Source organism: Rhodococcus sp. FG69 (assembly GCF_057808915.1).
Genome location: NZ_JBMDIX010000013.1, coordinates 89,069 through 106,212 on the forward strand (window position 1 = coordinate 89,069; position 17,144 = coordinate 106,212).

At 64.2% G+C, this 17,144-nt stretch carries 16 protein-coding genes; 7 read left to right on the top strand and 9 right to left on the bottom strand.

What is annotated here, in order from left to right; translation table 11 throughout:
* Positions 1 to 7: 7 nt before the first annotated feature.
* The 3 genes from ACODSO_RS12635 to ACODSO_RS12645 form a co-directional block, all read right to left on the bottom strand.
* The gene (locus ACODSO_RS12635) at positions 8 to 2,464 is read right to left on the bottom strand and encodes an FtsX-like permease family protein (protein WP_489037237.1); all 2,457 of its coding nucleotides are present in this window, start codon (positions 2,462 to 2,464) and stop codon (positions 8 to 10) included.
* A complete protein-coding gene (locus tag ACODSO_RS12640; RefSeq protein ID WP_068377524.1) occupies positions 2,461 to 3,174 on the bottom strand; it encodes an ABC transporter ATP-binding protein in 714 nt (237 codons plus the stop codon). The genes ACODSO_RS12635 and ACODSO_RS12640 overlap by 4 nt, the downstream gene beginning before the upstream one ends.
* Positions 3,175 to 3,353: 179 nt before the next feature.
* Positions 3,354 to 4,586, bottom strand: coding sequence for a PucR family transcriptional regulator (locus ACODSO_RS12645; protein WP_068377521.1), 1,233 nt, complete (start codon positions 4,584 to 4,586; stop codon positions 3,354 to 3,356).
* A 350-nt stretch (positions 4,587 to 4,936) separates the two neighbouring features.
* Between ACODSO_RS12645 and ACODSO_RS12650 the strand changes: the two genes are divergently transcribed.
* Both ACODSO_RS12650 and ACODSO_RS12655 read left to right on the top strand, forming a co-directional pair.
* Positions 4,937 to 5,842, top strand: coding sequence for an acyl-ACP desaturase (locus ACODSO_RS12650; protein ID WP_231912627.1), 906 nt, complete (start codon positions 4,937 to 4,939; stop codon positions 5,840 to 5,842).
* A 168-nt stretch (positions 5,843 to 6,010) separates the two neighbouring features.
* Positions 6,011 to 6,874, top strand: coding sequence for a universal stress protein (locus ACODSO_RS12655; protein WP_068377515.1), 864 nt, complete (start codon positions 6,011 to 6,013; stop codon positions 6,872 to 6,874).
* On the opposite strand, the gene ACODSO_RS12660 is transcribed toward ACODSO_RS12655, so the two are convergent.
* The 3 genes from ACODSO_RS12660 to ACODSO_RS12670 form a co-directional block, all read right to left on the bottom strand.
* The gene (locus ACODSO_RS12660; protein ID WP_068377512.1) at positions 6,871 to 7,197 is read right to left on the bottom strand and encodes a cupin domain-containing protein; all 327 of its coding nucleotides are present in this window, start codon (positions 7,195 to 7,197) and stop codon (positions 6,871 to 6,873) included. The two genes, ACODSO_RS12655 and ACODSO_RS12660, sit on opposite strands and share 4 nt — an antisense overlap.
* Before the next feature lie 62 nt (positions 7,198 to 7,259).
* A complete protein-coding gene (locus tag ACODSO_RS12665) occupies positions 7,260 to 7,766 on the bottom strand; it encodes a dihydrofolate reductase (protein WP_068377509.1) in 507 nt (168 codons plus the stop codon).
* Complete coding sequence (locus ACODSO_RS12670) at positions 7,763 to 8,563, bottom strand: thymidylate synthase (protein ID WP_269455225.1); 801 nt, start codon at positions 8,561 to 8,563, stop codon at positions 7,763 to 7,765. The genes ACODSO_RS12665 and ACODSO_RS12670 overlap by 4 nt, the downstream gene beginning before the upstream one ends.
* An 83-nt stretch (positions 8,564 to 8,646) precedes the next feature.
* On the opposite strand from ACODSO_RS12670, the gene ACODSO_RS12675 reads away from it, so the two are divergent.
* Positions 8,647 to 9,513, top strand: a complete 867-nt coding sequence (locus ACODSO_RS12675) for an Fpg/Nei family DNA glycosylase (RefSeq protein ID WP_068377503.1) — start codon at positions 8,647 to 8,649, stop codon at positions 9,511 to 9,513.
* Here the strand turns inward: ACODSO_RS12675 and ACODSO_RS12680 are convergent.
* Positions 9,506 to 11,050: a carboxylesterase/lipase family protein gene (locus ACODSO_RS12680; RefSeq protein ID WP_068377500.1), complete on the bottom strand. Its 1,545-nt coding sequence runs from the start codon at positions 11,048 to 11,050 to the stop codon at positions 9,506 to 9,508. The genes ACODSO_RS12675 and ACODSO_RS12680 overlap by 8 nt on opposite strands.
* 64 nt (positions 11,051 to 11,114) lie before the next feature.
* On the opposite strand from ACODSO_RS12680, the gene ACODSO_RS12685 reads away from it, so the two are divergent.
* The 4 genes from ACODSO_RS12685 to ACODSO_RS12700 all read left to right on the top strand — a co-directional run bounded on the left by ACODSO_RS12685 (position 11,115) and on the right by ACODSO_RS12700 (position 14,900).
* On the top strand, positions 11,115 to 11,681 hold the full coding sequence (locus ACODSO_RS12685) for a molybdenum cofactor biosysynthesis protein (protein WP_068377496.1): 567 nt from the start codon (positions 11,115 to 11,117) through the stop codon (positions 11,679 to 11,681).
* Between the two features lie 119 nt (positions 11,682 to 11,800).
* Positions 11,801 to 12,997, top strand: a complete 1,197-nt coding sequence (locus tag ACODSO_RS12690; RefSeq protein ID WP_082897962.1) for a CaiB/BaiF CoA transferase family protein — start codon at positions 11,801 to 11,803, stop codon at positions 12,995 to 12,997.
* The gene (locus tag ACODSO_RS12695; protein WP_068377490.1) at positions 12,997 to 13,920 is read left to right on the top strand and encodes a beta/alpha barrel domain-containing protein; all 924 of its coding nucleotides are present in this window, start codon (positions 12,997 to 12,999) and stop codon (positions 13,918 to 13,920) included. Before ACODSO_RS12690 ends, ACODSO_RS12695 begins: the two co-directional genes overlap by 1 nt.
* Entirely contained in the window at positions 13,917 to 14,900 is a 984-nt protein-coding gene (locus ACODSO_RS12700; protein WP_068377487.1) for a 2-hydroxyacid dehydrogenase, read from the top strand. Before ACODSO_RS12695 ends, ACODSO_RS12700 begins: the two co-directional genes overlap by 4 nt.
* On the opposite strand, the gene ACODSO_RS12705 is transcribed toward ACODSO_RS12700, so the two are convergent.
* Both ACODSO_RS12705 and ACODSO_RS12710 read right to left on the bottom strand, forming a co-directional pair.
* Positions 14,888 to 15,664: an IclR family transcriptional regulator gene (locus tag ACODSO_RS12705; protein WP_489037238.1), complete on the bottom strand. Its 777-nt coding sequence runs from the start codon at positions 15,662 to 15,664 to the stop codon at positions 14,888 to 14,890. The genes ACODSO_RS12700 and ACODSO_RS12705 overlap by 13 nt on opposite strands.
* 14 nt (positions 15,665 to 15,678) lie before the next feature.
* On the bottom strand, positions 15,679 to 17,115 hold the full coding sequence (locus ACODSO_RS12710; RefSeq protein WP_489037239.1) for a dihydrolipoyl dehydrogenase family protein: 1,437 nt from the start codon (positions 17,113 to 17,115) through the stop codon (positions 15,679 to 15,681).
* Between the last annotated feature and the right edge of the window lie 29 nt (positions 17,116 to 17,144).

Sequence of the window (17,144 nt, forward strand, 5' to 3'; positions counted from 1 at the left end):
CGCCGGATCAGTCGGCCGCAATAGCATCGACGATGGTCGACCGCGAGGCGTGCACGGCCGGCGGTAGTGACCCGACCAGGGCGAGGAGCAACGCGACGAGTCCGTAGAGCAGGATCGACGGGTCCGCCGTGTACTCGATGGCGATGCCTGTGCTTGCGCCGAGGATGAGGGTGCTGAGGTACTGCAGCGCGGCACCGATTGCCAGCCCGAGCACACCGCCCACGATCCCGACGGACAGCGCTTCGCTCAGCACCATCCGTCCGAGTGTTCCGCGGCTCGCGCCCATGGCCCGCAGCACACCCAGTTCTCGGCGTCGTTCGAGGACCGACAGCATCAGGGTGTTCAGCAGCGCGACAGCCGCGACGACGGCCACGATCCATTGCAGTGCCACGGCGAGCGCACCGGCCTGCGCGATGGATGCGCTCGCGCCTTCGAGTGCTTGGGTGCCGGAGTAGACGTTGACCTCGGGCGGAAGGGTGTCGTCCAACGTCTTCTGGACGGTGTCCGAGTCGACTGCGATCTCCAGATAGGTGGCGCCTGGGCGGTCGTACCATTCCTGCATGGAGTCGAGTGAGATCGCCATGGTTCCGCCGGCGGCATTGAGGTAGTCGACCACGGCAAGAACTTTCACCGGCCGCACTCCGGTGGGAGTGGGAAGTTCGATGGTGCTTCCCGTCGAAACATTCAGCGCGAGGCCCAGATTGCGGGATATGGCGACACCGTCACCGCGCAGCACAGCAGCTTCGACGGACTCGTCGAGGACCGAGAGTGTCACGGCGTTGCTGCCCTCGGCGACGCCTTGGATGGCGACTAGTTCGTCGCCGAGGTCCGCGTACGCCCACTGCCCTTCGACGGCATTCGTCACCCCGGGCGTCGAGCGAATCTGCTGCACCACTGCAGGATCCAATGTCGCGCCCGCGGGCACCGCGTAGCTGGAGGTCAATGACACGAACACGTCGGTGCGGCCCAGGGACGACAACGACTCCGTCGCCGAGCTCGTCAGGTTGTTCAACGCCCCTGACACACCGACGATGACGCCGACTGCCACCACGATCGTCATGACGGTTGCCCAGATTCGGCCCGGCGCGCGTTCGATGGTGGCGCTTGCCAGTCGCCCGGCGCCACCCCAGCGGCGTGGAACGTTACCTGCGACTCCGACGATGATTCTGGTACCACCCACGCACAGCGCGACGACGCCGATGAGGAAAACGGCGCCCGCAGTCAGTGCGGCTTGTCCGTCGACCGTCACAGCCAAGACGACCGACCCGGCGATCGCTACGGCACCGAGCAGTGCGACACCGAAGGCGAACCGACCGGACGGCCCCGACGAGGTCTCCGACCCGCCCACGGCGAGAGCCTCGACAGGGGAAATTCGATATACCTGGACGGCTGCCAGGGCAGACGCCGCGACACACGCAGCTACGCACAGAACGATCGCCGAGGGGATTGCATAGCCCGGCAACACGTATTCGATTCGGACGTCGAACGCTTCGATCAGAAACGGGGGCAGGCTGTCGATTGCAAGGTGCCCCATCAGGATTCCCAATGGAACGCCGATCGATCCTGCTACGAGTCCGACCAGAGCAGCTTCGGCCAGCAGGTCTCGGACGATCGTCGCGCGCCGACCACCGATGGAGCGCAACACGGAGATGGTCGGTCGACGCTTCGCGATCGCCATGTTCATGACGTTGAACACCAGGAAGCCCGCGACGACGAAGGCGATCAGCGAGACCATGAGTGTGGAGTTTCGCGTCAGGCTCATGGCCGTGTCGGCTCGCTCGGCACGAAAGTCCGGGCTCATCACGGCGACTCGTCCACCGACTGCATCCCGCACTGCGTCGGCTACATCGCCGACGACGAATACGGAATCCAGCTGTCCGGCTCGGTCGGTGAGTGTCTGGGCGAAAGGCAGGGGAGCGATGAGGAAATTGCCGCCGCCGATTCGCTCCGAACCCTCCCCGGTCACCACGCCGACGGCAGTGAGCGTGCGTCCGGCCACCTCGAAGGTCTGTCCTTCGGTGTATCCGGTGTTCGGTCCGACGAGTACGGCACCCGGGCGCGCCAGGTCGGTGATCGAACCCGACACGGCACTCTGTAGATCCGAATCGAGCGCAGTGATGGTTGCGTCGACTCCGATGACGGTGAGCGAGCCACTGCCGGTGACGATCTCACCGCGCAGCAACGGTACGGCCGCCTCGACGCCGGGCACACCGCGGATGACGTCGAGTTCGGTTGCAGCGAAACCGGTGTCCGTCACACCGACGACCTCGAGATCGGCGTTTCCGGCAATGGAGATCGCAAGCTTTTCGACCGAACCGGTGAGGGAACCGTACGTCCCCAGCACCGCAACGAGGAGCGCGGCCGCGACGGCTACGACGCCGGCCGATACCAGCGATCGAACCCAGTGCGCGCGGAGGTCTCGAAGTCCGAGTACCCGAAAGCGACTGACCGCCGTCCCGATCACACTTCCTGCCCTGACAAGACATCGGTATCGATCCGACCGTCGAGCATGGAGATGACGCGATCGGTTCTACGCGCAGCTTCGAGATCGTGCGTCGCCATGACGACTGCGCGGGTGTCATCGCTGTCGTGTGCGATGTCGGCGAGTATGTCGAGTACGGAGTGCGACGTCTTCGAGTCGAGGTTGCCGGTCGGCTCGTCGGCGATGATCAGTGCCGGGTTCATGACGAGAGCTCGCGCGATCGCCACCCGCTGGATCTGACCGCCGGAGAGCTGTGCGGGGCGGTGCTCAGCGCGATCCGCCAGCCCGACCATGTCGAGCAGGCGGAGCGCATCGGCCTTGGCTTTGGACATCGGTATCCCGTCGAGCAGCTTGGGTACCGCAACGTTCTCCCACGCCGACATGGTGGGCAGCAGATTGAAGAACTGGAAGACGAACCCGACTCGATGGCGCCGGAAGTCGGACTGCTCGTTGTCGTTGAGTTTCGTGATGTCGATGCCGTCGAAGACCACAGTCCCGGCGTCGGGGACGTCGAGGGCACCGAGCATGTGCAGCAGGGTGCTCTTGCCTGCTCCGGACGGTGCAACCAGGGAGACGAATTGGCCACCCGACACGGTGAGGTCGATCCCGTCCAGAGCGCGTACCGGTTGTTCCCCGGTCGAATACTCCTTGACGACGCCATCGAGGCGGACCGTAAGAGTGGGCGTGGCCATATGCGACTCCTCTTGGAACGTAAAGAACCGCCCACACGAGGGTGGGCGGTTCAATAGTGACAGTGTCCGCCAGTGCGCCTCTCGGCAAGAGGCCGCTCGAAGCGGCATTTGTGTTGGTACCCGGGGCATGGATCGAACACTGTCGAAGTGTCCAACCAGCGCCCCGGGCGATTAATTCCCTATGCCGCGCCCTGCGCTGCTTCGAGTCTTCGTGCGACGAGCGCAGCCTGCAGATGACGGATTCCCGACGGTCGTGTCGGGTCGAACCCGGTCAGCTGAGCAATCCTCTTCAGTCGGTAGTCGACCGTGTTGGTGTGCAGGTGTAGCTGGCGCGCGGACCGCTGGCGATTGAGGTCGTGCGAGATGTGGATTTCGAGCGTTTCCAGCAGCTCCGGTGAAGAATCGAGTGGTTCGAGAATCTGGCGGAGGTGGCGCCGTCCCGGTCCGGGCCGGGTCAGCTGGTATTCGAGAACCAGGTCGTCCATGCGGTAGAGACCGGAGGGGCGATGAAGCTGATGCGCCAAGGCCAGCAGCTCGTGGACCTGATCGGCTGCCGTCGGGATGTCGGCGGTCGCGGCTTGTTCGGCGGTGACGGTGAGAGGCACTTCGGCTGCAGTGCTCAAGCGATGGACGAGTGCTTCCACCCATTCCTCGTCGTGCACGCCGGGAATGAGAACGGTGCCGCCCTCGGTGCTGAGCATGGAGAGCGGGCTCCGTCCGCACATGGTCGCCAGTTCCGCCTGGACCCGGCGGAGCTTGCGGCGCGCGGCGACAGTCCGCTGGATCGCAGGATCGTTCTCGTCCGGGTGGGAGGGCACCGACAATGCCAACACGAGGTAACTGTCGGCGAGCTCGATGCCGGACTGCCGGGCGATCGCGACGGCATTGTGTCCGCTCAGCAGCGAGGACACCAGAGTGTGGGCAGCGGTGTGGTGCTCGCTCGCAACCGCCTGCAGTTCCTCGACGTAGCTCTTGGACGCAGCGATGGACACCTTCTCCGACAGCAGGACGAACATCCGAGCCGCTTCGATGAGGTCGTTCGCGTCTCCTTCACCTGCCCGCTTCGATACGAGATTCCAGCCGATCTGGATGCCCTCGTGGTAGACGGTCAGTACCGACTCGAGCGGGACGCCTTCGCGCGCCCATTGGCTGGCTTTCGCTCGCAGCTCCGCGAGATCGCTCTCGGTCGGCGCGCGACGCTCGTCGAGCATCTGGACCGCAATGCTGATGCATTTGACGGTGAACTCGGTGACGTCGCCGTTCAGCTGCTCACCAGGAAGGGATCCGCACGGGGTATTGGCTGCGAAGTGGCCGACGAGTAGCCGTGCCACGGCACGGAAGTCACGTAGCGGCGCAGATGCAGGCTGTCCTGCAACCATTATTCCGAGGCTCGTCGTGTTGTGAACGGTCACAGATCAGCCCTTCGTGTAGGAACGTCAGCTCCGGCGTAGAGAAAGTTACTGACGCGTATTGTTGCCTATCCACGCAACTTTGGTTCAAAACTTGACCGAATATGCCCGGATTTCGAACCTGAAGTTTGTTTTCCCGCTGCTAACAGACTTGATCATAGGATGTTATCAACGCGTTATCCAGTGTTTGGCGCGAGCAATTTGTGAAGGCTCTCAACACGGGCGACATCACGATTGCGACATTGCCTAAACAATCACCGGAACGTGCACTCGGGGCCAGCGGTGGGCCTAGCGTCGTCCGCAGCCGATCGGGCGGATCGACTCCGATCCCGAGAATGTCGAGGAGGTGTGCGGTGGGAGCACTGAGTCAGATCACATTGCTTCGAGAACTCGAGCCGGTGATCGAGCGGTGTCTCGGTCGACATCGTGCAACCGCGCAGACATGGGATCCTGCGCAGTACGTTCTGCCGGAACGGTACTGGGGGCAGCGGCGGTCGCCGTTGACCGAAACGGCCAAGGCTGCATTGATCACTACCCTGTTGACCCACAACAACACTGCGCGCACGGAACCTGGCGCACCCGCGGCCACCCGTGGGTCGTGGGCATCCTGGCTGCACGAGTGGACCGGCGAGAAACGACTGCACGCCGACGCCATCCAGCAGTACCTCGTCGCAACCAGAAGTGTCGACCCGATTGCGCTCGATCGAGCCCGGTTTCAATGCACGACCATCGGGATCGAAGCGTCCATGGAAGGTGACCACCTCCTCCGATCGATCGTGCACTCCACCGTCGACGTGATGGCGACGATGGTCAGCCATGTGAACACAGCCGTGGAGTGTGCGGACCCGGTGGCCACCGCCATCCTCGATCGCATCGTCGCCGATCAGCGACTGCACGTCGAGTTCTATCGGAGCCTCGTCGACGCTGCACTCGGAATCGCACCCGCTCAGACGTTGAAGGCGATCACCGAGGTCGTGATGAACTTCCAGATGCCAGGAAGCGGTCTGCCCGGCTTCGAGCGCAGCGCGATGTTGATCGCCCGTGACGGAATCTATGACCTGAGACGCCATCTCGACGAAGTTCTGCTCCCGGCACTACGTGGATGGCGCGTCTTCGAGCGCGCCGACACAGTAGGTGGGGAACGGAATCGAAAGATCCTGTCCGACTTCCTCGACGATCTGGAGATTCAGGCCACGGCTTTCGAACAAGTGCGTATGCGTGCGCTTGCACGCGATGCAGAAAAGCTTCGCGCGTCGTAGTTCGACGCGCGTGTCGAAACCCCCGGGGGGTCTGTGGGAAAGCACCCTCTCGCCGGTGACCGAAAGCATTGCTCTCGGTGACCGGCGAGAGGGTTCTTGCGTCTGACCGACCCCTTCTTTGCTTCTGGTCGATTACTCTGGGCGGCACACCGAGCGGAGGCGGCCCAGATGAGCGGCAGCAGTACCATAGTGGTCGGAATCGATGGGTCCGAGGCGTCCGATCTGGCAACCGTCTGGGCTGCGCTCACAGCGGCCGGGCGTGACTTCACTCTTCGGATAGTCACCGCGGTCGACATTCCAGCGCATCTCGACGACGCACACACCGCTGAGTTCTCGGCGATGGCACGTTCACGCCTCGTCGCGGCCGAAACCCTTGCGCGCGCGACCGTCGACGGCGCGGCCCTGCGGATCGAAACCGAGGCTCTCGACGGCAAGGTCATCGATGTGCTTCTGGCGGAGTCGAAAACCAGTGCAATGGTCGTTCTGGGCGCCGTCGGACTCGGCGAATCGGATTCGGGCCTCATCGGTTCGGCGGCGGTTGCGCTGAGCACGCATGCGTCGTCACCGGTGGTCGTCGTACGCGGTCGAAGCATCGACGGCCGACCGCCGGCGTTGGGACCCGTCGTCGTCGGCGTCGACGGTTCAGCCGTCAATCAGAGCGCCATCGCGACCGCGTTCGACGAAGCATCGCATCGAGATGCGCCGCTCATGGCCGTGCACGTGTGGTCGGACGTCTCTCTCGCACAGATTTCGGCCGTGCCTTTCGGATGGGAAGACATCGCGGCAGCCGAGGAAGCGGTGTTGGCGGAGAGTCTTGCCGGCTGGCAGGAGAAGTACCCGGACGTCGAAGTGCGACGCGTCGTCGCTCAGGACCGTCCGGTGCGAGTACTTACCGGGTTGTCCGAGCAAGCGTCGTTGATCGTCGTCGGCAGTCGTGGGCGCGGAGGGTTTTCCGGAATGACGCTCGGGTCCACGAGCTACGCGCTGATAAACACTGCCGACTGCCCGGTGCTCGTGGTCCGGGGAGGCTAGACCGCCACCGTCAACAGGAATGCGACGTCTTCCGTCGCTTCGACGCTGTGGCGGGCATCAGGCACCACGAGGAGGTCGCCCGCCGAGCCCTTCCACGACTTCTCGCCACTGACCAGCATCAACTGACCGCTGATGACCAGTACGGTCGACTCGCCGGAGAGGTCGTGCTCGGCAAGACTGTTCCCGGCAGCCAACGCGACGACGGTCTGGCGAAGGTGGCGCTGATGGCCCCCGTAGACGGTCTGTGAACTACGGCCACTCGAAGCGCCCACGGCAAGCTTCAATTGTTGTCGGGCAAGGGCGGTAAGTGACTTCTTGTCCATGCGCTCAGTATGGCGTACGGGGACGGTCGCGGACACCTTAACCGACCGAAAGGCAGTGCCGATCAACTAGTTTGGTAAGCCTTGCCGTACTGCTCCCAGCGAAATCGGATGCCGTCGACGCGGCTGGTCATCCACTCGCCGGTGACAGCGGTCCAGTTCTCGGGAATGGTCGGGGCCACCGTGTCACCGTCGATCTCGAGGTCGATTCGGGTGACCTGTAGTTCGGTGGCGAACGGCATTGCTGCCCGGTAGATTTCGCCGCCGCCCATGACCCAGGCCGTGTCGTCGTCGATCAGTGCCAGTGCACCGTCGACGCTGCTCGCGGTCTCGGCGCCGTCAGCGTGCCAGTCGGGGTCACGAGTCACGACGATGTTTCGACGCCCCGGCAACGGCCTGAACCGGGGTGGGAGCGAATCCCAGGTCTTGCGGCCCATGACGACTGGGTGTCCCTGGGTGATCGCCTTGAAGTGAGCCATGTCCTCGGGGACGTGCCACGGAATGGAGTTGCCGTCGCCGATCACCCCGCCCGCAGCTTCCGCCCAGATCAATCCGACGTGGGTCGGACTCATACCGCGACCGGCGCCTTGATCGCGGGGTGATGCTGATAGTCGACGATCTCGATGTCCTCGAACTCGTAGTCGAAAATCGAATCACGGTGTGCCAGATTCAATGTCGGATACGGGTAAGCCTCGCGGCTCAACTGCTCAGCCACCTGCTCGCGGTGGTTGTCGTAGATGTGGCAGTCACCGCCCGTCCACACGAAGTCGCCGACATCGAGGCCCACCTGTGCGGCCACCATGTGTGTCAGCAGTGCGTAGCTGGCGATGTTGAACGGAACTCCGAGGAAGAGATCGGCACTGCGCTGATACAGCTGGCACGACAGTCTTCCGTCGGCGACGTAGAACTGAAAGAACGCGTGGCAGGGTGGCAGCGCCATCTGCGGGATCTCGCCGACGTTCCACGACGAGACGATCATGCGCCTCGAATCGGGGTTGGTGCGGAGCATCTCGAGCACCTGCGAGATCTGATCGATGTGCTCGCCGGCCGGTGTCGGCCACGAACGCCACTGCACGCCGTAGACGGGTCCGAGCTCGCCGTCCGGTGCGGCCCACTCGTCCCAGATGCTCACGCCGCGGTCTTGTAGCCACTTGACGTTCGACTCGCCGCGGAGGAACCACAGCAGCTCGTACACGATGGACTTCAGATGCACCTTCTTGGTGGTGATCAGCGGAAAGCCCTCGCTGAGATCGAACCGCATCTGGTGACCGAAGACGCTGGTCGTTCCTGTCCCGGTGCGATCGGACTTCGCGGTGCCGGTCTCCGACACGTGTCGGAGCAGATCCTCGTACGGGGTAGGAACCATCACGCGGGCCATTGTATGCGGCCGCCCGTGTGCGCAGCCGCCTGCATGTCCCGCATTTTCAGCGCGAACACCACCATAATGGGTTCATGCCCGAGTTACCCGAGGTCGAAGCGCTCGCCGGCTTCCTTCGCGAGCATGCCGTCGGCGCCGTGATCGGCCGTATCGACATCGCGGCTCTGAGCGTGCTCAAGACGTTCGACCCACCGATCGCCGAGTTGCAGGGCCGGGACGTCACCGGCGCTGCCCGATTCGGCAAACACCTCGCGCTGCAGGCTGGTGACCTCTGGCTCATCACTCACCTCTCTCGCGGCGGATGGTTGCGGTGGACCGACAACCCCTCCGCTGCACCGCCGAAGCCAGGTAAGGGCCCACTTGCGCTGAGGATTCACTTCTTCACCCCTGAGGGGTCGACGCCCGCTATCGATCTCACCGAAGCCGGCACCAAGAAGCGACTCGCGGTGTGGGTGGTTCACGACCCGAAGGAAGTCCCGGGAGTCGCGCGCCTCGGCCCGGACGCGCTGGCTGTCACCGAACCCGAATTCGGTGAGATCCTTGCCGGTACCACTGCTCGGCTCAAGACCTCGCTCGTCGATCAATCGCTGATCGCCGGAATCGGCAACGCGTATTCCGACGAGATCCTGCACGTCGCGAAACTCTCTCCCTTTGCGTCCTCGAACAAGTTGGACGCAGAGGCCACCTCGGCGCTGTACCGAGCAATGCGAGAAGTGCTCACCGACGCCGTGTCTCGATCCGTGGGGCAGGATGCCGCGCGGCTGAAGGGGGAGAAGCGCTCGGGCATGAGGGTGCATGCCCGAGTTGGACTGCCGTGCCCGGTGTGCGGCGATCCCGTTCGGGAGGTCTCCTACTCGGAACGTTCATTCCAGTACTGCGCGACGTGCCAGACCGGCGGCAAAATCCTCGCCGACCGCCGGATGTCCCGCCTGCTCAAATAGAGGAAGCCTCGGTCCTCTGGCTCGCGTAGCCGCGGTAGCCCTCCCATGCGAGCCGACGGTCACGCCGAGGATCACGCTGAACTCGGGTGCGAGAGTCGAAAATCATCGTCTCGCGGACCTTCTCGTCGTATCTCGGCCACGTCGGCAGTGGCTGACCGGTCCTGGCGAAGTGGAGCCATTGGGACTGCACGTTCTCGGTAACCTCGGCGAACGCTCGGCGGCCACCGGGAATCGTCATGATTTTCCCGAATGCCGTCTCGCTGATCCCGAACACGGCGAACAGCTCGAAGCCGTGGGTGGCGTCGAGACCGAGCCACTTCATCACTCGCGGCGCGAAATCGAAGCGGTAGCTGTAGGTCGGCGCTCGACGCGAATGTGACTCGGCTACTTCGATGGACGGCTTCCAGAACGTGAAGTCGCCGCCGATGTCGATCGCGGCGGACTCGTTCGGATACCCCGGATACGACTCGGTGACAACATCTTTCGCTGGCGGATCGGTCAGGGCGAACAGGGTGTCGATGCGCTCGGGATTGGTAGGCAGTGCGTCGAGGACCTTCGGGAACAAGGTGCCCTCGCGGCTGTTCGTGCCGATGATGAGGGGCACTCGGTGCGCCGTGCCGTCTTGGTAGGCGTCCAGCGGATTCTTCGGGACGTATTCACCGTCGACGACGGGACCGAAGGGGTGAAGTCCTGGTGTGCGATCCAGCACTGTGTACGCGAGCTTGTTTCCAGCGCGGCCCAATCGGGCGACATCTGCCTGCTCCAAGGTCTCGGCGACGTTGCCGCCGTCGCCGAGAAACCCGACGAACTCCTGCGCCCATCCGGTGGCTCGTTCCTGAGTTGCGACCAGCCCGGGGGCAGAACTCTCTGCAATCGCCGACCGGAACAGGCCCGCAGCCGCCGGTGTGGCCAGCAGCGTCGTGACTGCATTCCCGCCTGCAGATTCACCGAAGATCGTCACGTTCTCGGGGTCGCCGCCGAACTGGCCGATGTTCCGCTGAACCCACTCGAGTGCGGCAACCTGATCGCGTAGGCCGAGGTTGGAATCGAACTTCCTTGCCGGCGTCGAGAACTGCGTCAGGTCCAGGTAACCGAGTGCGCCGAGACGATAGTTGATCGACACGTAGACGATGCCGTCGCTGTCCTGTAGCGATCGGCGCACGAGTGATCCGCCGCCGTACAGCGGGGTAGCCGAGGTGCCCAGGGTGTACGCGCCGCCGTGAATGAACACCATGACGGGCCTGGGGCCCTCGCTGGGTCGACTCGGGGCGAGCACGTTGAGAGTCAGGCAGTCCTCGCTCGATGGCTGGTACTTGCCGATGGAGAGCATCGTGCCGCGCTTGTGCTGCACCGAGGCGTTGCCCCACTCGGTGGCGTCGCGGACGCCCTCCCACGGTTGTACGGGCTGCGGTGCGCGGAGGCGAAGCGGCCCCACCGGGGGAGCCGCGTACGGGATCCCGCGCCAGGTGAGCAGGTCGCCCACCGACTTGCCGTCGAGAATGCCGTCCGAGGTGGTCACTCTGGTGTTCGCAGACATGTTCGCGAGTCTACGTATCGAACTTACCGACGGGTAGGTAATCGAAGAAGAGAGAATCGGTCGCATGGCCTTCGAATACCGCGTCGAGATCGTTCAGTTGCTCGTATCACCCGCCCATGCGTATTTCGGCCGGGCCAAGGACGGTCCCGCGATGGACGTGCAGACCGAGTTGGCCGAGCGCGTGGACATCGTCGCGAACAAAGGGATTCGCGGCGATCGCTTCTTCGGGGTCAAGGCTCACACCGAGGCTGCGGTGACCTTCCTTGCGCTCGAGGCGTGGGAAGCCGTCGGTGAGGAACTGGGCGCAGCCGTTCCGGATACAGCGGTGGCCAGGCGAAACGTAGTGGTTCGCGGTCTCGAGTTGGACCCGCTGCGCGGACTCGAGTTCGAGATCGACTCCGGCGACGGCCCGGTGCGCTTTCGGGGTGGGCGTCCAGCGCATCCATGCGTATGGATGGACACGATGGTCGCCCAGGGGGCCCGGAAGGCGCTCATCGGGCGAGGCGGGCTTCGCGCGGAACCGCTCACCGACGGTGTCCTACGGACGGGCGTGGCCGTGGTCCGGTCGCCCGTCGAATTGGATGCCGCCAGAGCGGCGGTTCCGGTGAAGAGGGCACAACCGCTGCAGTAGCCACATTGCCCATAAAGTGAATGTGAGCTCATAATGTGGGTGACGGTGTGGCGGGTCATACTGAGGTGTCAGCTGTGACCTACCCACTACGTAGTCCTACGAGGCCCGAAGGGGATTCGATGTCTCTACCACTGAGTGGCGTTCGCGTACTCGAGCTCGGAAACTACATCGCCGCACCGACGGCTGCGCGCATGCTTGCAGATTTCGGCGCCGAGGTCATCAAGGTCGAGCGGCCCGGGACTGGGGACGAGCTCCGAAACTGGCGGCTCTATTCCGGAACCACCTCGATGCTCTACCGCACGATCAACCGGAACAAGAAGTCCATCGTCCTCGACCTCCGTACCGAGCAGGGGCGCCAGGACGTCATCGACCTGGCTGCGCACTGCGACATCGTGCTCGAGAATTTCCGCCCGGGGACCCTCGAGAAGTGGGGTCTCTCGCCCGAGGTTCTCAGTGCGAATAACCCCGACCTGATCATCACGCGCATCTCCGCATTCGGACAGACCGGCCCGATGTCTCAACGTCCGGGTTTCGCCGCCGTCGCCGAGTCGTACGGCGGCTTCCGTAATCTCGTCGGCGATCCAGATCGACCGCCCGTGCGCGTCGGGGTCTCCATCGGAGATTCGATCGCCGGGTTGTACGCCGCATTCGGTTGCGTCATGGCACTTTTCCAACGCCAGACCTCGAAGGCGACGTTGTCGCTCGAACAACGGTCGATCGACGTCGCGCTGAACGAATCGATCCTGTCGATGATGGAATCGCTCATCCCGGACTATCTGGCGTACGGCGTCGAGCGGATGCGCACCGGTGGACGGATGGAGGGTATTGCGCCGTCGAACGCCTACCTCTGCAACGACGGCCACTCCGTGGTCATCGCGGGCAACGGCGATGCGATCTTCCAGCGCTACATGGACACGATCGAACGTCCGGATCTCGGCGCCGATCCCGAACTCGCGAGCAACGCCGGTCGATGGAACCGTCGCGACGAACTCGACGCCGCGATCAGCGCATGGACCGGAATGCGCTCCCGCGAAGAGGTATTGAAGGTTCTCGATGCGGCAGGGGTGCCGTCGGGTCCGATCTACACCGCAGCCGACATCGCCGCCGACGAGCAGTACGCGTCCAGGGACATGATTCAGCACTTCCCGGTGGACACCGGCGGCGACGAGCCGGCCGACGTGGGCTTCGTCGGCATCGTGCCCGTCATCGGTGGAAAGTCGATTCCGATTCGCTCGGTGGGTCCCGATCTCGGCGAACACACAGCGGAAGTGCTGAAGGATCTGCTGGGTAGGACCGACGAGGAGATGGTGCCGTGATGTACGAGTTCGAACCGCAGGCTCAGTTGCGCGACGTCACGTTGCGCGACGGATTGCAACTGACCGGCAAGCTACTCGACGTCGACCGCAAGCTCGACGTTGCCCGCGGCCTCCTACAGTCGGGTGTACCCGCTCTGGAGATCGGATCGATGGCACGCGGAGATCTGGTGCCGCCTATGGCGAACACCCTCGACGTCATCGCTGAACTCACCGCGGAGGAGCTCGAGCGCTGTTGGGTGTGGGTCGCCACCCCACGGCATGTCGAGAAGGCCGCCGCGGCCGGGGCTCGAAACTTCCAGTACTGCTTCTCCGCCTCCGATGCGCACAACGAGGCGAACATCGGGCGTACCACCGAGGCTTCTCTGGCAGCAATGCCCGACGCCGTGAACATCGCTCGCTCGGTCGCTGGGCAGATCGAGTTGTGCATCGCGACCTCGTTCACATGTCCGTTCGAAGGCCCGGTTCCACCGGATCGGGTGATGGCCATCGCGAACGACGAACGCGCTGCGGGTGCTACCGACATAGTCATCTGCGACACCCTCGGTCAGGCCGTGCCCGCGCAGGTCTCGTCCCTGGTAGCCAGGGTCGCGGCAGAATCGCCGAGCCGTCGCATCGTGTTCCACGGCCACGACACCTGGGGCCTCGGTGTCGCGAACACACTCGCCGCGATCAGTGCCGGGGCAACGATGGTCGACGGTTCCCTCGGCGGCCTCGGCGGCTGCCCCTTCGCGCCGGGAGCGAGCGGCAACACCTCGAGCGAGGACATCCTGTTCGCGACGAGACCCCAGTGGTTCACCCCGGATACGCTGGCGGGCATGGTCGAGATCTCCGAGAAGTTGCTCGCCGAACTGGGCGAACCCATGCGCTCCAAAACCGTTCAGGGAGCGCGATCGAATGCCAAGGCATTCGAGTGGGTCATATGAGCAAAATCCTCGTCACGACGCCGATTCCCGCCCCGGGCATGGACATCCTTGCCGCTGCAGGGGAGGTCGAGGTTCTCGAACTCGACTACGACCGATTGGCCGAGCGGTGTGCATCAGGGGAGTACTCGGTTGTCGTGTCCCAGTTACGCGATCGCTTCGATGCGGCGCTGCTCGGATCGGCCCGCATCACTGGAATCTCCAACTATGCAGTCGGATTCGACAACATCGACATCGACGCCGCAACTGCTCGCGGCATCACCGTCGCGAACACCCCGGGCGTGCTGACGGATTCGACGGCCGACATCGCGATGTTGCTGATCCTGTCCACCGCGCGACGCGTGATCGAGGCGGATCATTTCGTCAGGTCCGGTGCATTCACCGGCTGGGAACCGGAACTACTGCTCGGCAGCGACGTGTCGGGTCAGGTGCTCGGGCTGGCCGGTTTCGGACGCATTGCACGCGCGACGGCTCGGCGTGCGCTCGGGTTCGGGATGACCGTCAAGTTCTGTCCTCGCCCGCCATCGGACCGGGCGGTGACCGAGTCCGAGCTCGGTGAGTTCGCCGGGCGCGTCGAGCATGTGTCCTGGGAGGAGCTCGTGGCCACGAGTGACTTTCTCTCGCTGCACGTTCCGCTCAGTGAATCGACCCGTCACCTCGTCGACGCAGAGGTCCTGTGGGCGATGAAGAATCCCGCGATTCTGATCAACACGGCACGCGGCCCCATCGTCGACGAGGCGGAGTTGGTGCGTGCGCTCCGCGAACGAGTGATTGCCGGCGCCGGCCTCGACGTCTACGAGGAGGAGCCGACTCTTACCCCCGGTTTGGCCGGGCTGCCGAACACGGTGCTGCTACCTCACGTCGGAAGTGCGACTGTGTCGGTGCGGTCGGAGATGGCACGTCTGTGCGCCGAGAACGCGGTTGCGATGGCGAGGGGCGCGGTTCCGCCGCACCCGGTCAACCTGGTAGCTCAGGCAGGGTAGCGACCGCCGAGGGTGCGGGTGATCTGCTCGGCGTGCGAGACGAGCAGTTCCACCCAATCCTCGCACCGACTTTCGGGCATGCGTACGGTCGGGCCGCTGATGGTGATGGCGCCGATGACGTCTGCCGCAGAATCGAACACCGGAGCAGAGATCCCCGACGCGCCGGATTCGCGCTCGCCGGTCGTGATGGCGTAGCCGTCGGACCTGGTCTGTACGAGCGCCGCGCGTAGGTCGTCGGCTTCGGTGATCGAATCGGACGTCATCGATTCGAGTGTGCCGGCCAGGATTCGCTCGGCCAGTTCGCTGTCGTAGGCGAGCAGCACCCGGCTGGCCGAGCCGACATTGAGCGGAATGACCTTGCCGACGTACATGTCTCGGCGGAGTGCGTGCCGAGTCTCGGCGATGGCGATGCAGACGCGGTACTGCTGCTCGGGACGAAAGAAGCACGTCGTCTCGGTCGTCAGATCGCGCACCTCTTTGAGTACGGGATTGACGATGGAGAGCACGTCGAGATCTTTCGTCGCTGTCGCGGCCCAATAGGCCATCCTGACGCCGATCCGAATACCGTCGCCGTTGCGGTCCAGAAACCCTTGCGACACGAGGTTGGTGACGAGCCGCTGCACCGTCGACGTAGGAATACCCGTCACCTGTTGGATGTCGCCGAGGGTCATCGTCGGCTTGTCGAACGAGAAGGCGTCGAGAATCTCGGTGATCTTGCCCAGCACCAGAAGTGGCTGCTGCTTCGATCCGGTCTCGGTGGTCACCACACCAACTTAGCTTACTCCCTGCGGGATTCGAGCAGTCGAAGCCACACTTCGCTGACCGTCGGATACGACGGGACGGCATGCCACAGATCCTCGAGTGTCACCTTGCCGACGATCGCTATCGTTGCCGCGTGCACCAACTCGTCCACGCCCGGTCCGACGAAGGTGGCGCCGACGATGGTGTCCGACGCCCTGTCGACCACCAGCTGCGCGTGGCCCGCGAAGTTGTCCTGCTGCAGCGACGAACCTGCCACTTCGATGTCGACTCCGAGTATCTCCACGTCGATCCCGGCGTCGCGCACCTGCTTCTCGGTCTGCCCGACCGACGCGACCTGAAGCGGTGTGAACACCACCTGCGGGACCTGGCCGTGGTCGGCGCTTGCGGTGAACCTCCTGCCGTTCAGCGGTTTTCCGCCGGCGCGGGCCGCAATCACGTCACCGGCGACGCGGCCCTGATACTTGCCCATGTGGGTCAGTGGCGAGCGACCGTTGACATCGCCCGTCGCGTACAGCCACGGCACTCCCCGTACCTGTAGATGGTCGTCGGTCTCGACGTATCCGCGGTCGTCGAGTCCGACGGTGGACAATCCGAGATCAGTGCTCGCAGGCGTGCGACCCGCCGCAACGAGTATCTCGTCGACCGTGATGCTCTGTCCGTCCACGGTCAGCTCGGCCGGGCCGCCGTGAATTCTGCCGACGCCGGTGTCCTTCGCGTCCGGCCTCGACACAGCGGTCAGGTCGGCGTCGAACAGGATTCTCGCGCCGCGGCTTCGCAACGTCTCGGCGACGAGGTCGCTGGCGAACGGTTCACCGTTCGCCAGCAGGCGCGATCCTCTGACGATCATCGTCACCTCGGCCCCGAACGCCAGCATCCACGTTGCGGCCTCCGATGCGACGACGCCGCCACCGATGACGGCTACTCTGGCCGGCACCTCGTGAATGTTGGTGGCATCGCGGGAGATCCACGGTAGCGCCTCGCGTAGTCCAGGGGTCTTCGGTATCGATGCCGTCGTTCCGGTGGCGAGCACCACCGCGTGCCGTGCCGTCAGGGTGCGACCATCGACGTCGACGGTCTTCTCTCCGCTGATTCGGCCGTGGCCGCGGACAACCGAAATTCCGGCCGACTCGGCCCACGTCACCTGGGATGAATCGTCGAGCGAATGAGTGAACGACTCCCGACGCGCCAGGACGGCGTCGACATCGAGAGTCTTCTCGCCGACGAGTTCCTTCACTCCCGGCATGTGTCGTGCGATGTCGAGGACATCGCCTGGCCTCAGCAGTGCCTTGCTCGGCATGCACGCCCAGTACGAGCACTCGCCGCCGACGAGTTCGTGTTCGACGATCACGGCGGTGCGGTCGCTCCCGGCGATCGCATAGCTGGCGGCGTTCTCACCGACGGGGCCTCCGCCGATGACGATGACGTCGAATTCGTCCGTACTCTGCTCGGTCATCTCTCCAGGGTGGCATAGGGTCCAATGCC

What these genes read in the sequence shown, in the direction of transcription:
- ACODSO_RS12700 (WP_068377487.1), top strand. Translation starts at nt 13,917, where the DNA reads ATGAGCAAAATCCTCGTCACGACGCCGATTCCCGCCCCGGGCATGGAC.
- ACODSO_RS12655 (WP_068377515.1), top strand. Translation starts at nt 6,011, where the DNA reads ATGAGCGGCAGCAGTACCATAGTGGTCGGAATCGATGGGTCCGAGGCG.
- ACODSO_RS12690 (WP_082897962.1), top strand. Translation starts at nt 11,801, where the DNA reads ATGTCTCTACCACTGAGTGGCGTTCGCGTACTCGAGCTCGGAAACTAC.
- ACODSO_RS12640 (WP_068377524.1), bottom strand. Translation starts at nt 3,174, where the DNA reads ATGGCCACGCCCACTCTTACGGTCCGCCTCGATGGCGTCGTCAAGGAG.
- ACODSO_RS12665 (WP_068377509.1), bottom strand. Translation starts at nt 7,766, where the DNA reads ATGAGTCCGACCCACGTCGGATTGATCTGGGCGGAAGCTGCGGGCGGG.
- ACODSO_RS12695 (WP_068377490.1), top strand. Translation starts at nt 12,997, where the DNA reads ATGTACGAGTTCGAACCGCAGGCTCAGTTGCGCGACGTCACGTTGCGC.
- ACODSO_RS12675 (WP_068377503.1), top strand. Translation starts at nt 8,647, where the DNA reads ATGCCCGAGTTACCCGAGGTCGAAGCGCTCGCCGGCTTCCTTCGCGAG.
- ACODSO_RS12685 (WP_068377496.1), top strand. Translation starts at nt 11,115, where the DNA reads ATGGCCTTCGAATACCGCGTCGAGATCGTTCAGTTGCTCGTATCACCC.
- ACODSO_RS12660 (WP_068377512.1), bottom strand. Translation starts at nt 7,197, where the DNA reads ATGGACAAGAAGTCACTTACCGCCCTTGCCCGACAACAATTGAAGCTT.
- ACODSO_RS12680 (WP_068377500.1), bottom strand. Translation starts at nt 11,050, where the DNA reads ATGTCTGCGAACACCAGAGTGACCACCTCGGACGGCATTCTCGACGGC.
- ACODSO_RS12710 (WP_489037239.1), bottom strand. Translation starts at nt 17,115, where the DNA reads ATGACCGAGCAGAGTACGGACGAATTCGACGTCATCGTCATCGGCGGA.